We start from the raw sequence: 25,360 nt of genomic DNA, 5'->3' as shown, positions 1-25,360 counted from the left end.
CCGAGGCGCCCCGGCACTTACGGGCGCTTGACCAGCTTGCGGTTCATGAACTCGTCGATGCCGTGCGAACCAAGTTCGCGACCGGTGCCGGAGTTCTTGACTCCACCGAAAGGCAGCTCGGGAGCATCCGCGCCGACCTCGTTGATGTAAACCATGCCAGCGTCGATGCCGTCAGCGATGCGGTCGGCCTGCTCGGCATCCGTTGTGAAGACGTACGAACCGAGGCCGAACGGCGTCGCGTTGGCGAGCACGATGGCCTCTTCTTCGCTGGCTACACGGTGCAGTTGAGCGACCGGTCCGAAGAACTCGGTGATGTACGCAGGGTTCTCGGGGCTGATGTTCTCGAGCACGGCTGGCGCAAACTTGGTGCCGTCGCGCTTGCCGGTTCCGACGCGCAAGGTGGCGCCGGCAGCCACTGCTTCTGCGACCTGCTCTTCGAGGTTTTCGGCGGCGGCTACGGAACACAGCGGTCCGAGCTCGGTACTCTCATCCATGGGGTCACCGACCGTGATGGCACCCATCGCGGCGCTGAACTTCTCGGCGAACTCTTCGTAGAGCGAGTCGATGATGACGAAGCGCTTGGCGCCGTTGCAGGCCTGGCCGTTGTTGTCGACACGAGCCGCAACTGCAGCCTCGACCGTGGCATCCATGTCGTCAGTCGACATGAGGATGAACGGGTCGGAGCCACCCAGTTCGAGCACGCTCTTCTTGAGGTTGGTTCCGGCCGCAGCGCCGACGATCGCACCGGCACGCTCGGAGCCCGTGAGCGAGACTCCCTGAATGCGGGGGTCGTCGATCATCGCGGCGATTTGGTCGTTGTCGGCGAGCACATTTTGGTAGCCACCGATCGGCAAACCGGCCTCGTGAATGAGCGCTTCAAGTGCGGCCGATGACTCGGGGCACTGCTGCGCTGGCTTCACCAAAACAGGGTTGCCGAGAACGATGCTCGGGCCGGCGAAACGAGCGATCTGGTAGATCGGAAAGTTCCACGGCATGATGCCCAGAACTGGGCCGATGGGGCTCTTGCGAATCCACGCAGTGCCCGATCCGGCGGGAATTTGTTCGTCGGCGAGGAACGCTTCAGCGTTGTCGGCGAAGTAGCGGAAAATGTCGGCGGAGAACTCAACTTCACCCACCGCTTGGGCCAAAGGCTTGCCCATTTCGCGCACGATAATTTCGCCGAATTCGGCCGAACGTTCGGTGAGAAGGTCGGCGATACGCGTGACGATCGCTGCACGCTCTTTTACCTGATCACGGTTCATTCCGCCGTTGTATTCAGAGTGGGCTGCGGCGACGATCTGCTCGATCACTTCGTCGCTGACAGCGGGGTGGGCCGTGCCCTCTTCGCCGGTGTAGGGATTGATCACTTGAAAGGTCTTCATGAGAGGCTCCTCGCTGCTCGAAAATGACCGGCGACGCCGCCGAGATTTGTTCGTAGGCTACAGGCGAAATCCTGAAAATTGGAAGTTAGAGTTTTTGCGCGCCGATTCTCGATGCGGCTACGAGCCGGTTTCACCGAGGTCGATCGCAGCCAACATCGCCCACAACTCGGCACGGCCCTGGAAGGTGTCGAGACTCAAATTGGTGAGGTCGGCGAGCCGCTGCATCCGCGACTTCAACCCGTGCCGATGGATGCCCAACTCGCGTGCCGCCGGATCCCACTGACCGTTGTGCCGCAGCCACACTTGCGCCGCCCGCAGCAGCGCGAGGCCGTCGGCCGATTCGATGACGCTAGCGAGGCGGGCGTGAGCAATATCGGCCACCGAACTCGACGCCAGCAACCCGAAAAAGCTCTCGCCCACGAGGCTGTCAAATTCGGTGATTGTTCCGGCCGGCGCCGCCTCAAGCGAGCGCACCGCCTGGGTGATCGCGACGTTCAGCTCGCTCCACCCGAGCACCGCCGAGAGCCCAACGGTGAGTTCGTTGGCGGCAAAGAATCGTTTCTCGGCACGCAGCTGGCTCGCATCGATCAGTACCAGCAAGTGCCGGCCATCGGCCACCGCAAAAAACGTGCTCTCGGCACGAGCGGCCCAACGCTCGAGCACATCGCGAACGCTCGCCGTGGTCTGGCTCAACTCCAGCGCCGCGACCGCGAAACGTTCCGCCGGCAACTCGATGCCGGCCACCCGCACCGCACGCCGCACACTGTCGACCCGGCCATCCTTCAACAACTGAAAAAGCTGCTCCAGAATCGCCCGATGGCCCACCCGCAAATTCTCGGTCTGCTCGAGCGACACCTCGGCGAGCGCCGCCAACACCGTCATCACCGAATTGTCGAGTGCCCCAAATTCGGTGTCGCGCGACCACGCGATAGCCCCGCACAAGCGTCCGCTTGGGCCCAGCGTTTGCACCACGCGGTACTCACCCGGCAACTGCTCAACGACGCGCGCGCGACGAGCCCGACCCAGCAAGGTCGTGACCGAACTGCGGATGGCGGGGGCGGCATCCGCGGGACGGCTGGCGGATGCACGGCCGGCGACTCCGCGCCCGCTTGGGCCGCCGCGCTGAGGTTCGGAGCTGTCGCTGACGAGCTCGCCGTCGGCGTCGAAAATCCAGACGCCACAGTCGAGGTGCTCGGCGGCGCGGGCAGCCGCAGCAGGCAGGCGGCCTTTGCCGACGGCGGCGCTGGCGATGTCGTTTTGGGCGGCGAGGGCGCGGTCGAAGCCGGCGCGCGCTTGCTCGGCTTCGTTGTCGGCGACGAGGCGGCTGATGGCGATGAACGGGATGCGGTACGGCACTTCGAAGAGCGGAAGCCCGGCGGCGGAGCACGCTGCGACAAGGCCGGCTGGCACTCCGTGGGTGATCACTTCGGTACCGAAACCGATCGCCGCGACGCCAGCGCTCGTGAGCCTGGCGACGTAGGAATCGAAGTCGGGCTCGGCATCCGGGGCGGCGTTGTCGACGAATTGGCGCCCGGTCGTGAGCAGCAATTGGCCCTCGGTGACGAAGGGCGTTGGATCATCGAGGTCGGAGTTGTGCACCCACGTGACCGTGCGCTCGAAGGTGTCAGCGGCGGTGAGCGGACGCAGCGCGAGACGCTCGGTCGCGATCACGTCGGCGAGGGGTGTGGGCATGGCAATCCTCCTGCTGCCATTCTGTCAGTTATTGCCGCAACGAGTGCCACTCTGTGCCTGTTGTGCCGGGCATCCGCGAACTAAATTGAACCAAACGTTTGCACGCCGCAGCTCGCCTGCACGAACGAACATCGTCTACACAGATTGGATACCGGTGGCCATGTCTACTTCTTCTTCCACCTCCACGGCTCCCGCGGCCCCGGCCCCGGTTGGCGGACCCTCGCTTCCGCAGAAGCGCAACCTCGTCACCGCGATTCCCGGGCCCCGCTCGCAGGCACTGCTCGAGCGCAAAAAGCAGGCGGTTCCTTCCGCTATCGGCATCACTCTCCCCGTCTTCGTCGAAGCTGCCGGTGGTGGCGTGCTTCTCGACGTTGATGGCAACACCCTCATCGACTTTGGATCCGGCATCGCCGTGACCGGTGTGGGCAACGCGGCACCCGCCGTTGTCGAAGCTGTCACCGCTCAGGTCGCCCAGTTCACCCACACGTGCTTCATGATCAACGGCTACGAAAGCTACGTCGCGGTCGCCGAGAAGCTCAACGAAATCACCCCCGGCACCCACGAGAAGCGCACCGCCCTCTTCAACTCGGGCTCCGAAGCTGTCGAGAACGCGATCAAGATCGCCCGCTACTTCACCGGCAAGCAGGCCGTTGTGGCCTTCGACCACGCGTACCACGGTCGCACCAACCTCACGATGGGCCTCACCGCCAAGTCGATGCCCTACAAGAGCGGCTTCGGTCCCTTCGCGCCCGAGATCTACCGCGCACCGATGTCGTACCCGTTCCGCGATGGCGGAATCAGTGGTGAGGATGCCGCAGCCCGCGCCATCCTGCAGATCGAGAAGCAGATCGGCGCCAGCAACCTCGCCGCGATCATCATCGAGCCCATCCAGGGCGAAGGTGGCTTCATTGAGCCCGCCCCCGGATTCCTGCCAGCCCTCAGCGAGTGGGCCACCGCCAACAACGTGATCTTCATCGCTGACGAAGTGCAGACCGGCTTCGCTCGCACCGGAGACCTCTTCGCTTCCAACCACGAGAACCTCGTTCCCGACATCATGGTGACCGCCAAGGGCATCGCCGGCGGCCTCCCGCTTTCGGCCGTCACCGGTCGCGCCGATGTCATGGATGCCGCCCACGTCGGCGGACTCGGCGGAACCTACGGTGGAAACCCCATCGCCTGTGCCGCAGCGCTCGCCACCATCCGCACCTTCGAAGAATCGGGCGCCATTGAGCGTGCCCGTGAAATCGGAACCACCTTCCGTGGCCGCCTCAACGGACTCCGCGCCGGCGACCCCCGCATCGGAGATGTTCGTGGCCGTGGCGCCATGATCGCGATGGAACTCGTCGACCCCACCACGAAAGAACCCGACGCAGCCCTCACGTCGAAGGTCGCGGCTGCAGCGCACGCCGCCGGTGTTGTCGTGCTGACCTGTGGAACCTATGGCAACGTCATCCGCTTCCTCCCGCCGCTCTCCATCTCTGACGAGCTCATCGCTGACGGCCTCGACGTCGTTCGCGACGCTCTCGCCAAGGCCTAGCTCGCGGCCAGCGGGCACTGGGCGCGCGCTCAGTGCCCGCCCACGCGGCGCCAAGCCGAAGTTCAGCTAGCGCTGTTTGACTGACTTGCAGATTTCCCCACCACGAAAGGTGCACACCGAATGACGAACTCCACCGAAACCCAGCTTCTTGAAGCAGTGCCGAACCAGTTGTTCATCGGCGGTGAGTGGGTTGCCGCAACAGGCAGCAAGACGCTTGACGTGACTGACCCGGCTACTGGCAAGGTCATCCGCACCATTTCGGATGCCTCGGCAGAAGACGGCATGCGCGCCCTTGACGCCGCAGTGGCCGCTCAGGATTCCTGGGCTGCGACACCTGCTCGCGAGCGTGGCGAAATTCTGCGTCGCACCTTCGATCTCGTGCAGGAGCACCGCGACGAGATCGCCCTACTCATGACGCTCGAGATGGGCAAGCCGCTTGCCGAGGCCAACGGTGAAGTCACCTACGGCGGAGAGTTCTTGCGCTGGTTCAGCGAAGAGGCCGTGCGCATCTCGGGTCGCTTCGGCAACACCCCTGAGGGCACCGGTCGCATGATCGTCTCGCAGCGCCCGGTTGGTCCGTGCTTCCTTATTACGCCGTGGAACTTCCCGCTCGCAATGGCGACCCGCAAAATTGCCCCTGCACTGGCCGCCGGTTGCACGGTCGTGGTGAAGCCCGCCGCGCTCACGCCGCTCAGCACCCTGTTCTTGGCGAAGCTCTTCGAAGAGGCTGGCCTGCCCGCTGGCGTGCTCAACATCGTCACGACCTCGAGCTCCTCCGAAGTGTCGGAGCCGATCATTGCCGACTCTCGCCTGCGCAAGCTCTCGTTCACCGGCTCCACCCCGGTGGGCAAGGCGCTCATCAAGCAGGCCTCCGAAAACGTTCTGCGCACCTCGATGGAACTCGGCGGCAACGCCCCGTTCGTTGTCTTCGACGACGCCGATCTCGACAAGGCAGTAGACGGTGCGATTGCGGCTAAGTTCCGCAACATCGGCCAGGCCTGCACCGCCGCCAACCGCTTCATCGTGCACAGCTCAGTTGCTGCCGAGTTCGCCGAGAAGATCGCTGCTCGCGTCGCCGACATGAAGATCGGTCGCGGCACTGAAGACGGCGTCAACATCGGCCCGCTCATCAACGACAAGGCCGTCGACAAAGCCGACGAGTTGGTTCAGGATGCCGTGAAGCGCGGCGCGACCCTCGTCTCCGGCGGCAAGCGCGTTGACGGCGAAGGAAGCTTCTATGAGCCCACGATCGTGTCGAGCGTTCCCGCCGACAGCGACATCCTGCGGGAAGAAATCTTCGGACCGGTCGTCTCGATCGTTGAGTTCACCGACGAAGCCGAGGGCGTGCGCCTCGCGAACGACACCGAATATGGTCTCGTCTCGTATGTGTTCACCGAAAGCCTTGCCCGTGGAAACCGGATGATCGATGCCCTCGACACCGGCATGATGGGCCTCAACGTTGGCGTACTCTCCAACGCGGCCGCCCCCTTCGGCGGAGTGAAGCAGTCCGGCATCGGTCGCGAAGGCGGCTCGGAAGGCATCCACGAGTACCTCTCTACTAAGTACACGCTCGTTCCCAATAGCTAATGTGCGATTGCATCCCGTCGGCGCATCTAGAGGAATGCCCTCTGTGCATTGACGAGCCCCACATCACACGCGGCTACAACTAGATTCCCGTGAGCGAGTGGCCCCACTAGTGCCGGGGCTGCGCGCTTTCTGGGTTAAGGGGCTCGGCTACGATTGGGCTCAGCCGCTCAGCCTTGCTGCGGTGCCGCGCCACCGAAAGAGCTTCCTCTATGTCTGAGCACCTGTTCGCCACTCTGCGACGTTGGCCCGACGTGGAAGCCCCCAACCTTTTCGCGGTGGATGCCAGCGATCGCCTCATTCTTGACGAGGCCGAATCGCAATTGGCCGATATCCAACCCGGTGAACTCGTCGTGATGGGTGACAACTATGGGGCGCTCACGCTGGGCGCGGCGTCGTTGCACGACTGCCGCGGCATCCGCGTGTTTCAAGATTCTTTGGTGTCGGAGCTGGCCCTGGCCGAGAACGCCGGCGATCTTGCGCCGCACTACACGTCGCACACTTTGGGCGCGGAGTTGCTGTCGGGCGCCCGCCTGGTGCTGATGCAATTGCCGCGCAGCTTGGCCGAGTTGGATGAGTGGGCTCAGGCCATTGCCCGCTTCGCGTCGCCCGACGTCGTGGTGATTGCGGGCGGTCGCATCAAGCACATGACCTTAGCGATGAACGAGATCCTCGGCCGCTCCTTCGATGACGTGAACGCCGGTCGTGCTCGCCAAAAGTCGCGCACGCTCACGTCGTTGGGCCCGCGACGCGACGGTGTCGAAGCTCGCTATCCGACGACGTCAGTGCTGCGCGAGCCCGAGCTTCCCGTCGATGAGCTGACGGTGAGCGCCCACGGCGGTGCTTTCGCCGGGGCCACCCTCGACATCGGCACCCGCTTTCTCCTGACGTTCCTGCCCGAGATGAAACCGGATGCTGCCACTGCAGTTGACCTCGGCAGCGGCACCGGAGTGCTCGCCACATCGCTCGCTCTCGCCCGCCCCGACCTGCACGTGGTTGCCATTGACCAGTCCATCGCCGCTGTCGCATCGACCCGCGAAACGGCCGACGCGAACGGTGTCGGAGCGCGAGTTGAGGCAGCGCGCGAAGATGCCCTCACCGAACGGCCGACGGCCAGTGCTGATCTGATTGTGTGCAATCCGCCCTTCCACACCGGCGCGACAGTGCATGCCGGCGTTGCTTTGCGGATGCTGGCTGACGCCCGCCGCGTGCTCAAACCCGGCGGCCAACTCTGGGTCGTCTTCAACACGCACCTCGGATACCGCGACTACCTGAACCGCACCGTCGGCCCCACCCGCCAGGCCGGACGCAACAGCAAGTTCACGGTGACGGTGTCGGTGCGGGAGTAGCTGCTCAATCGCAATGGAACCTCGCCGCTCACAAGCCTCATCATGCAAAGAGAACACCCACATCGCGCCGATTAGGTAGGCCTACAGCGCTCGGAGCGCTCTAAGCATCTCTCGAACCGCATTGGAATCGACGATTCTGCGGTTGCGGCGACCCAAAGGTTAGATAGCGTCGGTGATCTCGCCCGTGCTCGGCACCCCTCCACCGACCGCACTCAACGAAATGAGGAGACAATTAGGCAAACGAGATACTCTCCGTTTTCGCCTCCACCCCATAGAATGCGATCAATCAATCTTGTGAAGAAATGAGCATCAGTGCAGTCGATAGCCGTATTCAACAACAAGGGAGGGGTGGGCAAAACCACTCTTCTGTGCAATCTTGCGGCCTATTTGTCATTGCGCCTAAATTACTCAGTTCTAATCGTGGACGCTGACCCACAGTGCAACGCGACTCAGAATCTTTTCGGCGATGAAGTTGTCAACGATATTTACGAGAACGACAAATTCACGGTAGACAAAGTAATTCGCCCACTCGCCCAGGGGCGGGGCTTCTCAACCGACCTTTTGCCTATTCGGAGCGATGCGTTCGGCGTTGATGTCATCGCCGGAGACCCCCGATTAGCACTCACAGAGGACCTCCTCGCGACAGATTGGGTGCAAGCTGTCGCGGGGAATACTCGTGGACTTCGAACGAGCTTCGTATTCTCGAACTTGCTAGAAAAGTGTCAAGACTATGACCTAGTTCTTTTTGACATGGGGCCGTCCCTTGGAGCGATCAATCGGGCCGCGCTTCTCGCTGCAGACTTTTTTGTGCTGCCGATGTCGATCGACATCTTTAGTCTTCGGGCTATGGAAAATATCTCCAACTCAGTCGAGAAATGGAAAAAACAGCTGGAGTCTGGACTGCAGCAAAGCCAAGAGCTCGATGAACTCGAAGTGTCGGACCCTGATTGGCATTTGCAGTTCGCCGGGTACGTATCGCAGCAGTACACAGCGAAACGTGACGCAACGGGATCTAGGCGTCCGGTGCGAGCCTATGAGGAGTTGATGAGAAAAATACCGTTCGCAATCGATCGTAATTTCATCGACGATACTGTGACTGGTGGCCTGAACCTCTCTGATTACAATCTGGGAACCATACCTAATTTGCACAGCCTTGTCCCAATGTCGCAGAGTTCTCGCAAACCTATTTTCGAACTCAAAGGCACCGACGGTGTGGTAGGTGCTCACTTCCAGAAAGTGAAGGAGTTCGAGAAGATCATTGGAGAAATCGCCAAAAATCTCTCCGCGAACATGGCTCGTCTATCATGATCACTTGGCCCAGCGCCCTCATAGACGCAATAGCCAGACGACGAGTGGTTATTTATCTAGGCGCCGGAGCGTCAGCAGGGTCCGTCTCTGTCGCCGATGGCACTAGTCGCCCGCCTGATTGGTCAGAATTTCTACAGGCTTGCGTAGACAAAATGCCTGGCGACAGAGGCCCCGTGAAAGCGTTGATGGCCGAGGGAGACTACCTTTCCGCTTGTGGCCTGCTGCAGGCGTCGTTGCGAGACGAGTGGAACGGTCTCCTCACCGCAGCATTCGTAACGCCGAAATACGCCCCCTCGGCCACCCACACTTCAATTTTCCAATTAGATAGCCGCATCGTTGCTACGCCTAACTTCGACAAAATTTACGACGTCTATGCCCAGCAAGAGTCCGGCCAAACGGTCCGAATTTCTCACTACTACGACCCGGACACATCGGAGTTGATGCGAGGCGATTACCGCGGGGTGCTGAAAGTCCACGGAACGATTGATCAACCATCGACCACGATTTTCACGAGGCGCGACTACGCCGCCCTACGCTACAAATACGCCGCATTTCAGACACTTATCGACGCGTTGCTGCTCACCCACACTTTCTTGTTTATTGGAACCAGCCTGCGCGATCCCGATCTAGTCCTTTTTCTGGAGAACCACGCAAGCGCTCATCCGTCAGCTCCGGTGCACTTCATGACGTCTCCAGCCGATGAGGTACATGAGAGTCGCGACGGCGGAATTCGAGACGACATGAACATAAGGCTGCTTAGGTACGATCGCGCCAATGGCCACGCAGAGCTCGCCGAATCGCTCAGCGAACTCGTGGAAGCGGTCCAAAGCAGTCGAGAAGAGATAGCTGAGCGTCAAGGCTGGTGAGGGTTCGGCGTCGCGGGTTTGGTTCAGCTCGCGGCCCACGCTAACTCCCCAGCAGAATGCTGAGAAATCGAGTCTGATCTTGGTGAGCCGGTCGAGGGCAGCTGATCTCTGCAAAAGCCGGACTCCAGCAGCTCCAACATTTGTGACCGCGCTTTCGCCGCCTGGATGATCAGTTCATCTCCGCTGTCGGAAACGAGAACAACTGTCTCCAGCAGTCGACCCTGCGTGTCGAATCCTAAACGCAGCTGGCGCGCATGCGAATCATCATCAAGGTCTTCAAACCAGCGCTACCATGTCGCAGCTTGGATTGAGTCTTCCGACCGAACGCCATGCTTGAGAGCGAATCGTGAACTTTCACGCGACGTACGAGGTGAGCGCGTCGCGAATAGTCTCCGAGCGAGTCTTATGTTCGCGTGCAGCGCGGGCGTCAATCGCTGCGAGTTCGTCAGGTGTAAGCCGCAATGCGACGACCTGCGAAGGCTCAGCGCCTCGTCCGGGACGACCCCGCCCACGCTCCTTCAGCTTGGCGACGTCATACCCTACCTCTGCCTCAGCAGCCCATGCGGCGATCTGCTCTTCCGTGACGGGTACTCCGTTTACCGATTCACCTGTACTCATATGTTTAATGTAATACGAAATTCGAACATCGACAAGGAAAGCGCGTCGCGTTCAGCCTCAGAACGAGTCACTACTCCCGCGAGAACGCCGACGCACGCGCGATCTGGTCGGGCGTCGGCGTGACCCCGGTGTAGCGGACGAACTGCGCCGCGGCCTGGAGCGCGATGACTTCAGCGCCCGTGATGACGAGTTTTCCGGCATCCCGCGCCGCCCGGATCAACGGGGTCTCGGCCGGGAACGCCACCACATCGAACACCGTCTGCGCGGCGCGGATGTGGTCGGGTGTGAACGCGAGTTCGTCGGCTGAGTCGCCCGCCATCCCGAGCGGGGTGACGTTGACGATCACCGCGTGGCCCGGCTGCGGGTCGAGGCTTACGGCGCGGTAGCCATACTTCGCGGCCAGCGCTTCGCCCGCCTCGACATTGCGCGCGAGCACCGTCACATCAGTGAAACCGGCACCGTGGAAGGCAGCGACGACCGCTTTGGCCATGCCACCCGATCCGCGAACCAGCACCGACAAAGACGGGTCGAGCTGGTGGCGTGCGATCAGATCCGCGACAGCTTCGTAGTCAGTGTTGGATGCCGTGAGCACGCCGTCATTGTTCACGATCGTGTTCACCGACTCGATCGCTGCGGCCGAGTGCTCGACGACATCCACAAGCTCAAGCACTGCCTCTTTGAACGGCATCGAAACGGAACAACCCCGGATGCCCAAGCCCCTGACCCCGGCGATGGCATCCTCAATGTTGCTCGTCGTGAACGCTTTGTAGATGAAGTTGAGGCCGAGTTCGTCGTACAGATAGTTGTGAAAGCGCGTGCCGAGATTAGAGGGGCGTGCGGCCAGCGAAATGCACAGCGTCATGTCTTTATTGAGGATCGGCATTCACCCATTATGGTCGCGCAGAACGCCCGGTGGTCTGCCCACGGCAACACGGTCACCCTCGCTTGCGGAGGCTTCGCCCCACCCTCCGATCGCGCCTAAGCTGCTGCCATGACGACCCTGACCTTCCGCGCAGCAACGACCGACGACATCCCCGCCCTGGTCGCACTGGTTACGTCGGCGTACCGCGGCGAAGCCAGCCGCACCGGATGGACGAGCGAAGCCGACTTGATCGATGGCGAGCGCATCGACGCCGCAGCGTTGGAAACGGATCTGTCGCGGGGCCGTTCAACCATCCTGCTGGCGGAGCGAGGCGACCAGCTTGTGGCGTGTGCGCACGTGGCGGATGTCGACGGCGAGGGCTACTTCGGGATGTTCTCCGTCGATCCCACCCAGCAGGGCAGCGGACTCGGATCCGTCGTGCTCGCCGAGGCTGAGAACTACGCGGCTCGGGAGTGGGGAGTCACCGTGATGCAGATGACCGTGATCGATGTGCGGGAAGAACTCATCGCGTTCTACGAACGCCGCGGCTACGTGCGCACCGGCATCACGAAACCGTTTCCCTACGGCGATGAGCGCGTCGGCACCCCGCGGCGCGATGACTTGCAGTTCGAAGTTCTTACGAAGATGCTCGCGAACTCCTCTCGCAGCGCAGGATTGGAACACGTCTCATGAAGCGCATCGTTGTGTGGTTCTCTGTCGTCGGCGGCCTCGGCCTGATCACCGCCATCACCCTCACCGTAATCGAGGGCATGAACTACCGCCTTCGCGAAGAACAGGGCCTCGACCCGGTCTGGGCTTCGCCCTGGGTAAGCACCACCACGATCGTCGGCATCGGGCTCTTCGCCATCTCCGCGATCGTTCTGCTCGCGCTCGCCCTAAGCCCCGCCGAGAAAACTGGCGACCCGACTACTCCGCGATAATCTCCAGCGCGACGCCCTCGCAGGCAGTGCGCTCGAGTTCGGCAAGTGCGCCACCGCGCACGGCGTCGCCGGTCGCGTGACGCGGATCCGTCGAGATAACGACGCGGCCGACGCTGTTGACGAGGGTCACTTTGTCGCCGAGTTCGGCGAGCTTGGGCAGCAGCTGCCGTTCGACCGAATCGATGAGGAGATCGAGGCCAGCGACCCCGACGAAGGTGCCGTCGATGTGCACGGGCGCGGCGATCGTGATCGTGTATTCATCACTGCAGAGGTAGTCGACATAGGGCCCGGCAACGTGACCGCGACCGGTCTCCATCGGCACACGGAACCACTCGAGTTCGCTGTAATCGATGTGCTCTTTGTTCACCGATTGCGCGGCCAAAAGCAGGCGTTTGGGGTCATCGCCCTGCCACCACGAGAGGTGGTTTCGCTCATCCGTCAGCAGTCCAACGGCGGCGATGAACCCGGCACCGTAGATGTGAACATCGGGCAGCGCAACCGTCGCGAGAGCGTGCGGTTCCACTAGCGCGTCAATCTGCTGAGACGAAAGCGGGCCGAGGTTTCCGGATGCCGCTAGCTCGGTGCCGAGCAGAAGTGCGGTGGCTTCGAGACTGGCGATCGGGGCGCTGAAATACTGCGAGACGATGGCCGCCGCGCGAGCTGCTGTGCTCGTGCTCGTTGCTGTCGTCATCGCTGCGCCGCGTTATGGCTGGTAATCATCGGGTGCCGCCTACTCTGACTGATCCTGTTCGTGGCATCTTATGCACCAGATGCCCTGCACCGCTAGTTCAGCGTGATTGCGACTGCAAATCGATGAGGGCGTTGATCACGGCATCCACCATGCGTTCGGTGGCCGCAACGGCTTCGTGGTCGTCGCCGGCTTCCACCGCATCCACGACACTCGCCAACAGCGCAGGTTGGGCCTGACGGGATGTCTCATCCACGTCAATCAGGCGAAGCATCGGTGACATTTCGGCCTGCAATCGCATCTGTTCACGAGTGAGACGGGCCGACTGGCTCAGCGCGACGAGTTCGATCTGCGCATCGTCGAGGGTGCTGCGCCACTGTTCGAGATCTGACTCGTCGAGGCGGGCCAGGCGCGAGCGCACTTGCTGCACCTCCGAGGGCACCGCTCGGCGCGCTGCCAAACGAACGCAGGCGGCGGTAATGGCCGCATAGTGGGCGCCCAAATCGCGAAGTGCGACGCGGGATGTTGCCGCCAAGGCGGTGCGCGCGTGGGCAACCGGATCGGCTGAGTCCGCCACGAAGCTGCCGCCATTGCGACCGCGACGAGTCACCACCAGGCCCTGGCTGCGCAGAGCCAGCAGCGATTCGCGCACGGTAGTCGGCGCGACGCCGAAGCTTCGAGCGAGGTCGTTTTCGGAGGGAAGACGCTCCCCTGCCCGCAGATGGCCGCCCGTAATTGCGCTGGCGAGACGGCGTTCCACGAGCTCGGCGCGACCGGCATCACCGATCGACTGAAAGAGCGCACCCTGCAACCGGCCGGGCCTCGAGGCATCGCGAGAGCGTGCGGTGTCGTCGGCGACCACCGCACTTTTTCGCGGCGCGTCTGCCGAGTCGGTCGAGTGCATTGGCCAATTCTCGCACCGATCACCTGAGCCGTTGCCCTTTTGTGACGATTCGGACACACGCTTGAAATATGAACTCTGGTTCTATAGGTTTACTCTCACTCAGAGATCACCGTCGTTCCAAGGAGTCACTCGTGCATGCGTCCGCCCAGCAAGCCCCGTCCGCCACGGATCCCACTCCTGCGCCCGGCGCCGTCAGCCTCGCCGGTGTCTCCAAGACATTCGGTGACTTCACCGCTGTCGAATCCCTCGACCTCGACGTGAAGCCCGGCGAGTTTCTTTCGATGCTCGGCCCCTCCGGCTCGGGCAAGACAACCGTGCTGCGGATGATCGCTGGCTTCGAGAACGTCACGAGCGGCAGCATCCACCTCAGCGGAACTGACGTGACCGCCGTTCCGCCGCACGCCCGCCAGGTCAACACGGTGTTTCAGGACTACGCGCTGTTCCCGCATTTCACGATCGCCGAGAACGTCGGTTACGGCCTCCGGGTTGCCGGCGTCAGCCGGGCCGAACGGGCAACCCAGGTAGGCGTCGCGCTCGAGCAGGTTCGCCTCTCGGCCGTGGCCGATCGCCTGCCCCACCAGCTTTCGGGCGGCCAACGCCAACGCATCGCGCTGGCTCGCGCGCTCATCCTGCGCCCCCAAGTGTTGTTGCTCGACGAACCGCTCGGTGCGCTCGACAAGCAGTTGCGCGAAGAAATGCAGATCGAGCTCAAGCAAATTCAGCGCGAAGTCGGCATCACGTTCATCTTCGTCACCCACGACCAAGAAGAAGCCCTCACCCTGAGCGACCGCGTCGCCGTCTTCAACAACGGCCGCGTCGAACAGGTCGGCACCGCCCGCGAAGTCTACGAATTTCCCGCGACCGAGTTCGTCGCCCGCTTCCTGGGGCTCTCCAACCTCATCCCCGCCGAACTCTCTGCGGATGGCGTGCAATCGAGCGTGCGCCCCGAACGTGTGCGCCTGCTCACCGCCGACACCGCGGCGAGCGCCGGAGCCGTCTCCCTGCTCGGCACGGTGTCAGAAACCGTCTACACCGGACCAACCACGCGCTTTCTCGTCGACACCGAATCGGGTGTTCGCGTGATTGCCGAACGAGCCAACGACCATCACCCCTCCGCCGAATCCGCCTTCGCACGCGGCGACCGGGTGCGCGTCGAATGGACCACCGATCACGCTTCGCGCATCGGCTAACAGATCACCCCTGCAATACCGGCGATTCCGGCACAACCGGGCCAGCCACATCCACACCAGCAGCACAGCACAGCACAGCACAGCACCCATTCATCACATCAAGGAGTAATCATGAGATCTAAAATCATGACCGGCGCAGCGTTCATCGCTGTTGCCGCTCTCGCCCTCACGGGCTGTTCGGCTGCAACCGACAGCACCGCAACCGGTGGGCTTTCTATCGACGTTCCGGATATCCCCATGCTCGAAGAGTTGGGCGAGATGGAAAGCGAAGTCAACATCGTCGCGTGGAGCGGCTTCGTTGAGCCGGCATGGTCCGACGAATTCACTGAAGAAACCGGATGCACGGTCAACCGTCGCGTGGCTGGCACCAGCGACGAGATGGTTCAGCTCATGCGCACGGGCGACTACGACCTCGTCTCCGCTTCGGGTGATGCGAGCCTTCGTCTCATCGCCGGTGGCGACGTTCAGCCGATCAACCTCGACCTGGTTCCCAACTTCGGTGACGACATCGTTGAGGGCATGAAGGGTCAGATTTATGACACCATCAACGGCCAGTCGTATGGTGTTCCGATTGGCCGCGGAGCCAACATCCTGCAGTACAACAGCGATGTTGTGACCGAAGAGCCCACGAGCTGGGATGTTGCGTGGGAAGCTGACAGCCCCTACGCCGGCCAGATCATCGCGTATGACGCACCGATTTACATCGCTGACGCTGCCGTGTACCTGATGGCTCACGAGCCTGACCTCGGCATCACCAACCCGTACGCCCTCGACCAAGAGCAGCTCGACGCTGCGATCGATCTGCTCAAGCAGCAGAACTCGATCGTCTCCGAGTACTGGGCCGACCCTGCCGCTCAGATCACCTCGTTCGCCGGTGGCACCACTGCGCTCGGCACCTCGTGGGAGATCCTGCGCAAGCTCACCGACGACGACAAGTTCAAGAGCGTTCTTCCTGAAGAGGGTTCGACCGGTTGGTCGGATGCGTGGATGATCGCCGCCGAGTCAGAGTCGCCCAACTGTGCTTACGCCTGGGTTGACTACACCAGCTCCGCCGAAGTGAACGGCGCTATCGCCACCAACTTCGGTATGGCTCCTGCCAACGCTGCTTTCTGCGACACGAGCGACGAAGCCGCAGCACACTGCGAGTACTTCAACGCCACCGACGAAGAGTACTTCAGCAACGTCTGGTTCTGGACAACACCCATCGAGCAGTGCATCGATGGCCGCACTGACGTCACCTGCACGAACTTCCAGCAGTGGACGGATGCCTGGCTCTCCGTTAAGAGCTAGTTAGCCCGAGGGGTGGGCGGCCTCGCCCGCTCACCCCTCATCCCTCGCTCGACCAGCAAGCTTCGACCAGCAGCTCCCCACACGCACCAACCGATCGGACTCCCATGAATCGCCGCGCGCAACTCTCGGCACTGCTGGCGCTGCCTATGCTGTGGCTCATCGGCATCTACATTTTTTCGCTTGTCATGCTTCTCGTGACGGCGTTCTGGGTGACCGACCCCTTTACTTCCAAGGTGAAGCCGGGCTTCACCCTCCGCAACTTTGAGCAGATCATCGCGAACCCCGCGTATGCCACCACCTCGCTGCGCACTCTCGGCATCGCCCTCGCGGTCACGGTGTTGAGCATCCTGATCTCGGTTCCGCTCGGCATCTTCATGGCGAAGGTCGCCTCACCCAAGTTGCGCGCCATTCTGGCTGTCGCGATCACTCTGCCGCTCTGGGCCGGTTACCTCGTGAAGATTCTGGCCATGCGCATCACCTTCACCGAAGAAGGCTTCTTCAACTCAATGCTCGGCCCGCTCGGCATCAGCGGCCCCGGCTTCAGCATTGTCACGGTCGTGCTGACGCTCACCTACCTGTGGCTGCCGTACATGGCGGTGCCGGTGTACACCGCGATCCGCCAGCTGCCACCGAACCTGTTCGACGCGTCGTCTGACCTGGGCGCTGGGGCCGGGTTCACGATCCGCACCGTCGTTCTCCCTCTGATCAAGCCCGCGATCATTGCCGGCTCCATCTTCACGTTCTCCCTCAGCTTGGGCGACTACATCGCCGCCAAGTTCGTCGGTGGCTCAACGCAGATGATCGGCAGCATCATCGCCTCGAACATCAACCTGAACCCTCCGATCGCCGCCGCGTTCTCGCTCGTGCCGATCGCCTTCGTGGTCATTTATCTGCTCAGTGTTCAACGCACTGGCGCACTGGAACGGATGTGATGCCGCCATGTTGAGACTCTCCCTCGGCGCCAAGTTCACCCTCGGCACTATCGTCGCGATTGCCCTCGCGTTCATGTACATCCCGCTGTTCCTCGTCGTGATCAACTCCTTCAGCGCCGCGCGCCTATCGAGCTGGCCGATCGCCGAGTTCTCCACCATCTGGTGGGAGAAGGCGTTCGTGAGCGAACCCATCCGGGCCGCCCTGCTCAACTCGGTAATCGTGGGCCTCGGCGCAACGACAATCGCCCTCATCCTCGGCACGCTCGTGGCCTTCGCCCTGCAGCGCTACACCTTCTTCGGCAAGCAGACCGTGAACCTGCTCGTCGTGCTACCAATCGCCCTACCCGGCATCGTGACCGGTGTCGCCCTCAACAACACCTATAACCAGGTGCTCGAACCGATCGGCATTGAGGTCGGATACTTCGGCATGATCATCGCCCACGGCACCTTCTGCATTGTCATGGTCTTCAACAACGTGCTCGCCCGCTTGCGCCGCATCAACCCCAGCATCGAAGAAGCCTCCCGCGACCTCGGAGCGACCCCGCTGCAGACGTTCCGGCTCGTGACGTTCCCGCAGTTCCGCAGCGCCTTCGTTGCCGGCGCGATTCTCGCTTTCGCGCTGAGCTTCGACGAAGTTGTGGTCACGATCTTCACGGCCCCGCCTGGTGTCGACACCCTGCCGCTCTGGATCATGAACCAAATGGCACGACCCAACGAGGCATCCCTCGTCAACGTAGTGGCAACCGTCGTGATTCTCGCCTCGTTCATTCCCGTCTGGGTCTCGCAACGCCTCGCCCGCGGAGCCGACGAGCGCGAATAGCGAGGCGCGACTAGCGGATGGCCGGCTCGCATCCGGCACCGAGTCCTTAGCGACCAGTACGTGATTCCGTGTTTCCCCAATACTGTGAGAGAACTATCGCGCGCCGGCGAATACGAAACGCGCCGACAGCACCCGCCAGCGCAACGAGGGCGAGGCTGGCCGTGGCGATCGGAAGGCTAACGGCTCCCAGCCATCCCGCCACCGGATAGGTCACAAGGAAGCACGAGTGCGAGAGCGCGAACTGCGCGGTATAGACAAGATTGCGGTTAGCAGGCGTGGACGCGTCGGCAAGCAACCTCGACGATGGCGTGCTGATGAGGGCGTTCCCCATGCCGAGGACCAGCCAGGTCGCGAGCAGTGCCCACCATCCGGTCGAGGTGGTGACAGCGAGAATGGTGACGGCGATGGCAGCAATCAGCCCACCAACGACGACGACTGCTCCGCCGAGCATCGTGTGCGTCACGCCGATGCGATCGGCAAGCCTCGGTACGTTCACCGCGACAATAAGCGAGCCGACGCCATAGGCACCGAGAGCAATTGCCAACGCAGCATCGTTTAGCTCGAAGATTCCCTTGGCATAGACAACGGAGTTCACGAGAACCAGCGCAGTTCCCGCTGCGACAACAACATTTGTCAGCATCAGAAACCGCAAGCTCGGGGTCCGAAAGAACACCAATGCGCCAGCCGGAAGCCGCTGCCAGAAGGTGCCGGATTCCTGATCCAACGGATGCCGCGGAAGTGCAGTCGCCACGACCAGCATCGCAGACCCAGCGAAACCAATCGCAGTGCCAACAAACAAGTTGTTGTAGCTGACAACGGTCAGCAACACTGCGGCGATCGTTGGGCTCAGCAAGGCCTCAAGGTCGTAAGCCATCCTCGATAGCGATAAGGCCCGCGTATAGTCACGTGCCTCGGGCACCACGGCAGGGATTAGCGACTGGAACGCTGGAGTAAAGGTTGCCGACGCGGACTGCAGTATGAAAACCAACACATAGATGTGCCACGCTTCCGTGACGAAGGGCAGCATCAGCGCGATTGCGATGCGCACGATGTCGGCCCCGACTAGGACAGCCTTTTTCGGAATCCGGTCGACCAGCGCCGCGACCACAGGTGCAACACCCACATAGGCGACCATCTTGATAGTGAGAGCCGTTCCCAGCACTCGGCCAGCGGCATCCCCGGCAAGATCGAACGCCAGTAGCCCCAAGGCGACCGTGAGTAACCCTGTCCCGAGAAGGGCAATCACTTGCGCGCTGAACAGTGCTCGGTAGGTCCTGTTGCGCAGAACCTCGATCATGCGTGGTGCGCGGGCGATTCATCCACTGTGTGCTCGGCTTGAAGGATGGCCTCGATTACTAACCGTTTCGCGTGCTCGTCGGTCAACCGATAAAACACACGATTGCCGTGCTTGCGCACCTGCACGAGTTTGCCCCACCGCAACTTTGCTAAATGTTGAGACACCGAGGCCGGACTGCGGTCCACGATGTCGGCGAGATGGTTCACCGACAGCTCGTCATCTTGCAGCGCCAACACGATGCGAATTCTTGTGGCATCTGCCAATAGCCGAAATACCTCAACCGCGATCTCCACATAGTCGTTATCCGGTTGAATTTTCTCTATCTTCGTATCCGCATGCATGCTTAGATACTACGCCAGCACACCTCTACCCCTACCGACTCGAACGCGTGCGAACCGTCACGACCTGAGCCGCGACAATGGCGGCCGCGACCACAGCGGCCACGATCACTGTAAAGAGATCGCTCTGAACCTTGAGAACCGCGAACGGGATCAGGATGGCGAGATCCAGCACGATGGTCAGCACCGGAAGCCAGATTCGCGCCTCAATCTTGGCCCGCAGTCGGCGGATAACACCCCACTGCACCGCCATATCCATCGTCAGATAGAGAAAGACACCCATCGACGCGATCTGGCTGAGATCGAGAAAAACGGTGACGAGAATGGCGAGGCCCGCCGTGATGATCATGGGCTGATGCGGAACCGACTTCGGCAATGACGGAGCCTGCTTCATCTCCTGCAGCATCCCGTAGAGCCGCGACACTGAATACAAACTCGCGAGCAGCCCCGAGAGCGTCGCCACCACAGCGATCGCAACGGTGATTCCGACACCCCACGCGCCGAAGAACGGTTCCGCGGCTTGTGCCAAAGCGTAGTTGCGAGCATCCACAGCCCCACTCGCACCGATGCTCGAACTCACGGACACCGTGATGAGCAAGTACAGGAAGGTGCAGATTGCCAGCGAAATCAGAATGGAGCGAGCAATGTTTCGTTTCGGATCTCGGATGTCGTCACCCTGATTAGTGATCGTCGTGAAGCCCTTGTAGGCGAGAACGCACAGTGTTGTTCCCGCCAGGACCCCGACGATATTGATGGGGTCACCAGAAGATTTCGCCGAAAATCCGTCACCTGCCGCCGCGACGCCAATCAGACCCGCAATAGCGAGCACGGCGATCCCCATGATTTTGGCGACTGCGGTGATTGTCGCCGAGCGTTCGACAAGGGTATTGCCGACGAAGTTCACAATCGCGGCGGTGACGATTGCGGCAACGCCCAAGATGGGAACCAGAATCACAGAATCTTGCAGCCCAAACGGCCGCAGCAGGTAGGTGCCGAAGGTGCGCGCCAACAGGCTCTCAGCCACCACCATCGAGACGTACATGAATAGCGAGAACGAGCCGGCGGCGACACCGGGGCCGTAGGCGTCCTTCAGCAACATCGCGATTCCGCCCGAGGACGGGTTCACGCTCGAATAGCGCACGTACGAGTAGGAGCTGATAGCGGCGACTATCGCGCCGAGCAAGAACGCGAGCGGGAAGAAGTCTCCAGCGAACTCCGCGACCTGGCCGACGAGAGCGAAAATTCCCGCGCCGATCATCACCCCCGTGCCTAACGACACTGAGCCCATGAGCGAAATTTTGTCTGTACGTGTAGCCATGCGAGTACCTATCCGTTGCGAAGCCAATTGAGCATTGCACGACAGCAATGGCCCGCCGCCCGAAAACGGCGGACCCTGCTTCGCTACAGCGAACTAATGATGCTCCGCATGAGCGAAATTTCAACGGTCTGCGCATCCATGACCTCTTGGGCAAGAGCAAGGACATCCTCATTCTGTCCCGAATCAATCTCCAGCTCAGCCATGTCGATCGCGCCCTCGTGATGCACAATCATCTGCTCGAGGAACAAGCGAGACGCATCGTCTCCGTCTGCTGCTTCGAGGTCGGCCATGTCGGAGTCGCTCATCATCCCGTCACCGTGACCCATGCCGTCCATACCGTCTGTCATCCCGACACCCCAGCCCTCTAGCCACGAGGTCATGAGCTCGATCTCGGGGCCCTGAGCTGCCTTGATCTCTTGGGCGAGCGTCACCACGCGCTCGTCGATGCCGTCTTTCTCCAACACCATGTCAGCCATCTCAACCGCCTGTTCGTGGTGCGGAATCATCATGGCCGTGAACATGACATCCGCGCTGTTCGCGTCGGCGACCACTACCGATTCTGTGGGCAACGAGTCAGGGTTGTGGCCAGATTGGGTCATAGCGTTTGCGCACCCCGAGAGCGCAACCAGCGCGGTCAGGGCGATTGCAGCCGTAGCTGCGGTTCGATTTTTCATCTCTCAAGTTCTCCAAATTAATCACTAAAGGCGCGTGACCAGAACGGTCCCGCGTAAGGCGTGTCGAAACTAAATCGACAGTGCGCCTCCTAGGTGCGACTAATGCAGAGAGCTATGAGATCAGGATGCGGCGGCGGCACCACACGCGCCCATCGCGGAGACTGCGCCGGAGCGATCAGCCGCTGCTCAAGGTATTGACCCCATCCCCGCACCAGTCTGGGCGAGGCAAGGAGGAGCGAAACGGTGAGGAGGGCGAGCACGCACCACATAAGAGCCATGGATGCGTCGCCACCACATCCCGAGCAGTCAACTGCGCTGAGCGCTGGGGTAATCAATGTTGCTTCCTCGACGGTGGGGCTCCCCATCGACATGGTGGCCGCCATCGCCGACTCAGAATGAGAGGTGGACAACACAAGTGAGTGCATCGCCACAATGCCCGTGATGAGTGCCAGCGCGAGGCAGGCCATCGCGACGAACCGCCACGATGCGCGTTCTGCGGCGATGGGGGTCATTGTTCTCACTATTTTCTACACGCGTGAATCTTCGATTGCTCCGCACAGATTCTGATTCATCACCCTGTGCAATTCCCGTGATCTTGTGACTCGAGAACGACTACTCGCGGTTCGCTGCCCAGGTCTCAGACTGATCATGCGCGAAGTGCACCCAGAGGGTTCTCGCAAGACGGCGCAGCTGAGGGTACAGCGTGCTCCACTGCTGCTTGGTCGGCGAGCCCAATTCGATCGCGACGGCCCGCACCGCACCGTCCTCAGCAAAGATCGTCACGCCGGCGAAATCGCTGAGCGCCAGATCCGTGGTTTCTTGAGTGACCCACTCGGCAGGGTCGGTGATTGTGCCACCACCACCGAGGGATTCGTCCATCGCGAGCAGGGCTTTGTGCAATTTCGTTGCGTTGAGCTTCTTACCGGCTGCAAGGTTTTCGGGGTCATACCGGCGTGGAGCGAGCATGAATTCTGACTCTTCGAGCTCCGCGTAATCCTTGGTCAATTCGTGCGGATCTTCCGACCCTCCAGGCGTGCCGCTCATTTCGACCATGGTCATCCCCTCACCGAACCCACAAATTGAGTTTCACCCAAGTATACGAATCGGGGGCGCGATTGAACCGTGCGTCACAGCTCCCGGGTTACCCCAATTCGAGCGTCAGCACCGCATCGTAAATTTCCATCGCCTCGGCGATTTCGGTCGGCGTAACAACGCACGGGGGCAGAACATGGATGCGGTTCTCCGCCACAAAGGGCAGCAGACCGCGTTCCACGAGGCCAGCCCGAATGCGCCCCATCGTTGCGGCCGGCACGGGTTCACGGGTCGCCCGATCGGTCACGAGCTCGAGAGCCCAGAACACTCCGCGACCGCGCACTTCACCGATCGACGGATGCCGTTCGGCCAGAGCCTCAAGCGCCGGCCCGAGGTGGTTCTCCGAGATATCGCGCACGTGCTCAAGCACGCCTTCGGAGGCGATGGTGTCGAGCGACGCCACGACGGTGGCGGCAGCCAGCGGATGCCCCGAATACGTCAACCCGCCGGGGAACACCCGGTCGTTGAAGTGCGCTGCGATCGGGTCATCGATGATCACACCGCCGATGGGAACGTAGCCCGAGTTCACTCCCTTGGCGAAGGTGATGAGGTCGGGTCGCGCATCGAAGGCGTCGAACGCGAACCACTCGCCGGTGCGCCCGAAGCCGCACATCACTTCGTCGAAGATCAGCAGGATGCCGTGCTGATCACACAGTTCGCGCACGCCAGCGAGGTAGCCGGGCGGCGGAAGCATGATGCCCGGAGTCCCCGGCACGGGTTCGAGCAGCACTGCGGCGATCGTCTCTGCGCCCTCGGCCTCGATCACGCGTCGCAAATGCTGCAGCGCACGTTCGCTTTCTTGCTCGGGCGTCGTCGCCCAAAACTCGGAGCGATACAGGTAAGGGCCGAAGAAGTGCACGTGGCCGCGCGCGAACTCGTTGGGGATGCGACGCGGGTCGCCCGTGGCCACAATGCTGCTGCCGGTGTTGCCGTGATACGAGCGGTACGCCGAGAGAATCTTGTCGCGCCCGGTGTAGAGCCGCGCCATCCGCATTGCATTCTCGTTGGCGTCAGAGCCGCCGTTGGTGAAGAAAACGCGATTGAATCCCTCGGGCGCAATGGCAGCCAATCGCTTTGCCGCCTCGCCACGAGTGATGTTGGCCGTCGGCGGTGAGATCGTCGCGAGCAGCTGAGACTGCACCCGGATAGCTTCGAGCAGGGCCGGATGCTGGTGCCCCAGATTCACATTGACGTGCTGGCTAGAAAAGTCGAGATATTCGTTTCCGGCGTGATCCCACACGCGGGTGCCGAGCCCACTCTTGATGCTCACGGCCGCAGCATGGGCGGGAGTCTGCGCCGACCACGAATGAAAGATGTGCGCCTGATCGAGCTCGAGCGCGTAGGCATCGAGGTCGGGGGTGTTCTGCTCGGTCATGGCGCGAGGCCTTTCGATCCGGGGTGGCAAGGAGATGGTGAGAAGGTGGTGCGGGGCGCTGGTGTGACGCCGTGAAAGCAACGAATGCCGCCCTCACCAGAGTAAGGGCGGCATCCGACTAGCGGTTATTCAGTGTGACTAGTTGCCGCCCTCGAGGAGCGTGACGTCGATCGGTGCGAAGCTGGAACCGGTGGTGTCTACACCCTCGGCTTCGAGCTCTTCAAGTGCCTGCATGATCCAGTCGTTCGACCATGCTGTTGCCGGCGGTGCCGTGGTGATGGGGCTTGCGCCCGTTTCGTTGACGGCACTGATGGCGCCTTCAACGGTGCGGTCCCACGCGGCTTCATCGATGACGCCGATGCCGTTCTCGGCCGGCCAGATCAGCTTGTTGGTCTCGTTGACCATCCACAGTTCGTGGCTGGGGCCCCAACCGGAACCAGCAGCGACGGTGCCTTCAGCAGCACCTTCAGGGTTCTCAGCCGAGTAGATCCAGCCCTTAACTACAGCCTTGAGGAACTTGACCGTGGTCTCCTGGTAGTCCTCGTCGCTGTCGAGACGCTCGGTGTCAGCCCAGATTGCATCCTGGAGCATGGCGCCTACGGTGTCTTCGTAGCTGATGACGTTGAAGTCTTCAGGCTGGTACAGCTCTCCGGTGTCGGGGTCGGTCGACTCAAGCAGCTGAGCGTACTCGTTGTAAGTCATGGCCTGTGCTGCGTCGATGTCGCCCTGCAGGAACGCGTTCATGTTGAAGTCCTGCGTGATGATCTGCACGGTCGAGGAGTCGAGTCCTTCAGCAGCCATTGCTGCGAAGATCTCCCACTCGTTTCCGAAACCCCACGAGCCAATCTTCTTGCCCTCGAAGTCAGCGATGGAATCGATGCCCGAGTCAGCCCAGGACACCTGAAGGGTGCCCGACTTTTGGAAAATCTGAGCAATGTCGGTGAGGTTGGCGCCCTGCTCGATGGAGCCGAGAACCTTGGGAACCCAAGCTACGGCGTAGTCAACGTCGCCGTTGGCGAGAGCGTCTTGCGGAACGATGTCGCCACCCGACGGGATGATTTCGACGCTGAGGCCTTCTTCTTCAAAATAGCCCTGATCGGCTGCGGCGAAGTAGCCAGCGAACTGTCCCTGAGGGAGCCACTGGAGTTGGAGCTTCACTTCGGTGAGGGCTTCACCCGATTCGCTGGTGGGCTCTTCGGCGGTGGAGCATGCTGCGAGGAGGACCGCTGCCGTTACGGCGAACGCTCCAGCCGCGAGTGCGCGGCGTTTGGTGAACTTCATGTCAGACCTTCCAGATTCACGG

The 25,360-nt window shown here is 61.7% G+C and carries 25 protein-coding genes; 11 read left to right on the top strand and 14 right to left on the bottom strand.

All coding sequences use genetic code 11. The features are described from left to right. Nucleotides 1-17: 17 nt before the first annotated feature. Complete coding sequence (locus I6E51_RS02125) at nt 18-1,382, bottom strand: NAD-dependent succinate-semialdehyde dehydrogenase (protein WP_197109288.1); 1,365 nt, start codon at nt 1,380-1,382, stop codon at nt 18-20. Between the two features lie 117 nt (nt 1,383-1,499). Beyond that, a complete protein-coding gene (locus I6E51_RS02120; RefSeq protein ID WP_197109287.1) occupies nt 1,500-3,074 on the bottom strand; it encodes a PucR family transcriptional regulator in 1,575 nt (524 codons plus the stop codon). Between the two features lie 160 nt (nt 3,075-3,234). Between I6E51_RS02120 and gabT the strand changes: the two genes are divergently transcribed. From gabT to I6E51_RS02095, 5 genes are all read left to right on the top strand, one after another. Next, nucleotides 3,235-4,611, top strand: coding sequence for a 4-aminobutyrate--2-oxoglutarate transaminase (gene gabT / locus I6E51_RS02115; protein ID WP_197109286.1), 1,377 nt, complete (start codon nt 3,235-3,237; stop codon nt 4,609-4,611). Nucleotides 4,612-4,731: 120 nt separating this feature from the next. After that, a complete protein-coding gene (locus I6E51_RS02110; protein WP_197109285.1) occupies nt 4,732-6,198 on the top strand; it encodes an NAD-dependent succinate-semialdehyde dehydrogenase in 1,467 nt (488 codons plus the stop codon). A gap of 209 nt (nt 6,199-6,407) precedes the next feature. After that, nucleotides 6,408-7,544, top strand: coding sequence for a class I SAM-dependent methyltransferase (locus tag I6E51_RS02105; RefSeq protein ID WP_197109284.1), 1,137 nt, complete (start codon nt 6,408-6,410; stop codon nt 7,542-7,544). 312 nt (nt 7,545-7,856) lie between these two features. After that, nucleotides 7,857-8,852: a ParA family protein gene (locus I6E51_RS02100; protein ID WP_197109283.1), complete on the top strand. Its 996-nt coding sequence runs from the start codon at nt 7,857-7,859 to the stop codon at nt 8,850-8,852. Nucleotides 8,853-9,025: 173 nt separating this feature from the next. Then, nucleotides 9,026-9,718, top strand: coding sequence for an SIR2 family protein (locus I6E51_RS02095; protein ID WP_197109282.1), 693 nt, complete (start codon nt 9,026-9,028; stop codon nt 9,716-9,718). Nucleotides 9,719-10,072: 354 nt separating this feature from the next. Here the strand turns inward: I6E51_RS02095 and I6E51_RS02090 are convergent, their stop codons facing one another. Beyond that, nucleotides 10,073-10,336: a ribbon-helix-helix domain-containing protein gene (locus I6E51_RS02090; protein WP_197109281.1), complete on the bottom strand. Its 264-nt coding sequence runs from the start codon at nt 10,334-10,336 to the stop codon at nt 10,073-10,075. 70 nt (nt 10,337-10,406) lie between these two features. Then, nucleotides 10,407-11,219, bottom strand: coding sequence for a shikimate 5-dehydrogenase (locus tag I6E51_RS02085; protein WP_197109280.1), 813 nt, complete (start codon nt 11,217-11,219; stop codon nt 10,407-10,409). Between the two features lie 108 nt (nt 11,220-11,327). Here I6E51_RS02085 and I6E51_RS02080 point away from each other — a divergent pair, with 108 nt between their 5' ends. Together I6E51_RS02080 and I6E51_RS02075 are read left to right on the top strand one after the other, a co-directional pair. Beyond that, nucleotides 11,328-11,891 (top strand): GNAT family N-acetyltransferase, encoded by a 564-nt coding sequence (locus I6E51_RS02080; protein ID WP_197109279.1) that lies wholly within the window; start codon nt 11,328-11,330, stop codon nt 11,889-11,891. Then, entirely contained in the window at nt 11,888-12,139 is a 252-nt protein-coding gene (locus I6E51_RS02075; protein ID WP_197109278.1) for a hypothetical protein, read from the top strand. The genes I6E51_RS02080 and I6E51_RS02075 overlap by 4 nt, the downstream gene beginning before the upstream one ends. Here the strand turns inward: I6E51_RS02075 and I6E51_RS02070 are convergent. Both I6E51_RS02070 and I6E51_RS02065 read right to left on the bottom strand, forming a co-directional pair. Next, a complete protein-coding gene (locus I6E51_RS02070) occupies nt 12,126-12,830 on the bottom strand; it encodes a cache domain-containing protein (RefSeq protein ID WP_197106729.1) in 705 nt (234 codons plus the stop codon). The two genes, I6E51_RS02075 and I6E51_RS02070, sit on opposite strands and share 14 nt — an antisense overlap. Nucleotides 12,831-12,927: 97 nt before the next feature. Continuing rightward, complete coding sequence (locus tag I6E51_RS02065; protein WP_197109277.1) at nt 12,928-13,731, bottom strand: FadR/GntR family transcriptional regulator; 804 nt, start codon at nt 13,729-13,731, stop codon at nt 12,928-12,930. 131 nt (nt 13,732-13,862) lie between these two features. Between I6E51_RS02065 and I6E51_RS02060 the strand changes: the two genes are divergently transcribed. The 4 genes from I6E51_RS02060 to I6E51_RS02045 all read left to right on the top strand — a co-directional run bounded on the left by I6E51_RS02060 (nt 13,863) and on the right by I6E51_RS02045 (nt 17,963). Then, complete coding sequence (locus I6E51_RS02060) at nt 13,863-14,921, top strand: ABC transporter ATP-binding protein (protein WP_197109276.1); 1,059 nt, start codon at nt 13,863-13,865, stop codon at nt 14,919-14,921. A gap of 111 nt (nt 14,922-15,032) precedes the next feature. Further along, nucleotides 15,033-16,211, top strand: a complete 1,179-nt coding sequence (locus I6E51_RS02055; protein ID WP_197109275.1) for an extracellular solute-binding protein — start codon at nt 15,033-15,035, stop codon at nt 16,209-16,211. A 104-nt stretch (nt 16,212-16,315) separates the two neighbouring features. Then, nucleotides 16,316-17,143, top strand: coding sequence for an ABC transporter permease (locus I6E51_RS02050; RefSeq protein ID WP_197109274.1), 828 nt, complete (start codon nt 16,316-16,318; stop codon nt 17,141-17,143). Nucleotides 17,144-17,150: 7 nt separating this feature from the next. Beyond that, nucleotides 17,151-17,963 carry an ABC transporter permease gene (locus tag I6E51_RS02045; protein WP_197106734.1) on the top strand — a complete coding sequence of 271 codons (813 nt, stop codon included), beginning with the start codon at nt 17,151-17,153 and terminating at the stop codon, nt 17,961-17,963. 46 nt (nt 17,964-18,009) lie between these two features. On the opposite strand, the gene I6E51_RS02040 is transcribed toward I6E51_RS02045, so the two are convergent. The 8 genes from I6E51_RS02040 to I6E51_RS02005 all read right to left on the bottom strand — a co-directional run bounded on the left by I6E51_RS02040 (nt 18,010) and on the right by I6E51_RS02005 (nt 25,338). Continuing rightward, nucleotides 18,010-19,260, bottom strand: coding sequence for an MFS transporter (locus I6E51_RS02040; protein ID WP_197109273.1), 1,251 nt, complete (start codon nt 19,258-19,260; stop codon nt 18,010-18,012). Next, the gene (locus I6E51_RS02035; RefSeq protein ID WP_197106736.1) at nt 19,257-19,601 is read right to left on the bottom strand and encodes a metalloregulator ArsR/SmtB family transcription factor; all 345 of its coding nucleotides are present in this window, start codon (nt 19,599-19,601) and stop codon (nt 19,257-19,259) included. Before I6E51_RS02035 ends, I6E51_RS02040 begins: the two co-directional genes overlap by 4 nt. Nucleotides 19,602-19,632: 31 nt before the next feature. Further along, a complete protein-coding gene (locus I6E51_RS02030; protein WP_197109272.1) occupies nt 19,633-20,916 on the bottom strand; it encodes an APC family permease in 1,284 nt (427 codons plus the stop codon). A gap of 83 nt (nt 20,917-20,999) precedes the next feature. Next, nucleotides 21,000-21,590, bottom strand: coding sequence for a DUF305 domain-containing protein (locus tag I6E51_RS02025; RefSeq protein ID WP_197109271.1), 591 nt, complete (start codon nt 21,588-21,590; stop codon nt 21,000-21,002). Nucleotides 21,591-21,679: 89 nt separating this feature from the next. Continuing rightward, nucleotides 21,680-22,102, bottom strand: coding sequence for a DUF6153 family protein (locus tag I6E51_RS02020; protein WP_197109270.1), 423 nt, complete (start codon nt 22,100-22,102; stop codon nt 21,680-21,682). 100 nt (nt 22,103-22,202) lie between these two features. Then, nucleotides 22,203-22,634 (bottom strand): hypothetical protein, encoded by a 432-nt coding sequence (locus I6E51_RS02015; protein WP_197109269.1) that lies wholly within the window; start codon nt 22,632-22,634, stop codon nt 22,203-22,205. A gap of 97 nt (nt 22,635-22,731) precedes the next feature. Next, nucleotides 22,732-24,057, bottom strand: a complete 1,326-nt coding sequence (locus tag I6E51_RS02010; RefSeq protein WP_197109268.1) for an aspartate aminotransferase family protein — start codon at nt 24,055-24,057, stop codon at nt 22,732-22,734. A gap of 138 nt (nt 24,058-24,195) precedes the next feature. Then, a complete protein-coding gene (locus I6E51_RS02005; RefSeq protein WP_197109267.1) occupies nt 24,196-25,338 on the bottom strand; it encodes an ABC transporter substrate-binding protein in 1,143 nt (380 codons plus the stop codon). Nucleotides 25,339-25,360: the final 22 nt, after the last annotated feature.

The sequence above is a fragment of the Salinibacterium sp. NSLL17 genome (assembly GCF_015864935.1).
Lineage (GTDB): Bacteria > Actinomycetota > Actinomycetes > Actinomycetales > Microbacteriaceae > Rhodoglobus.
The sequence above is the reverse complement of the archived record's forward strand: the minus strand, read 5'-3'. Positions and strand labels throughout refer to the sequence as shown.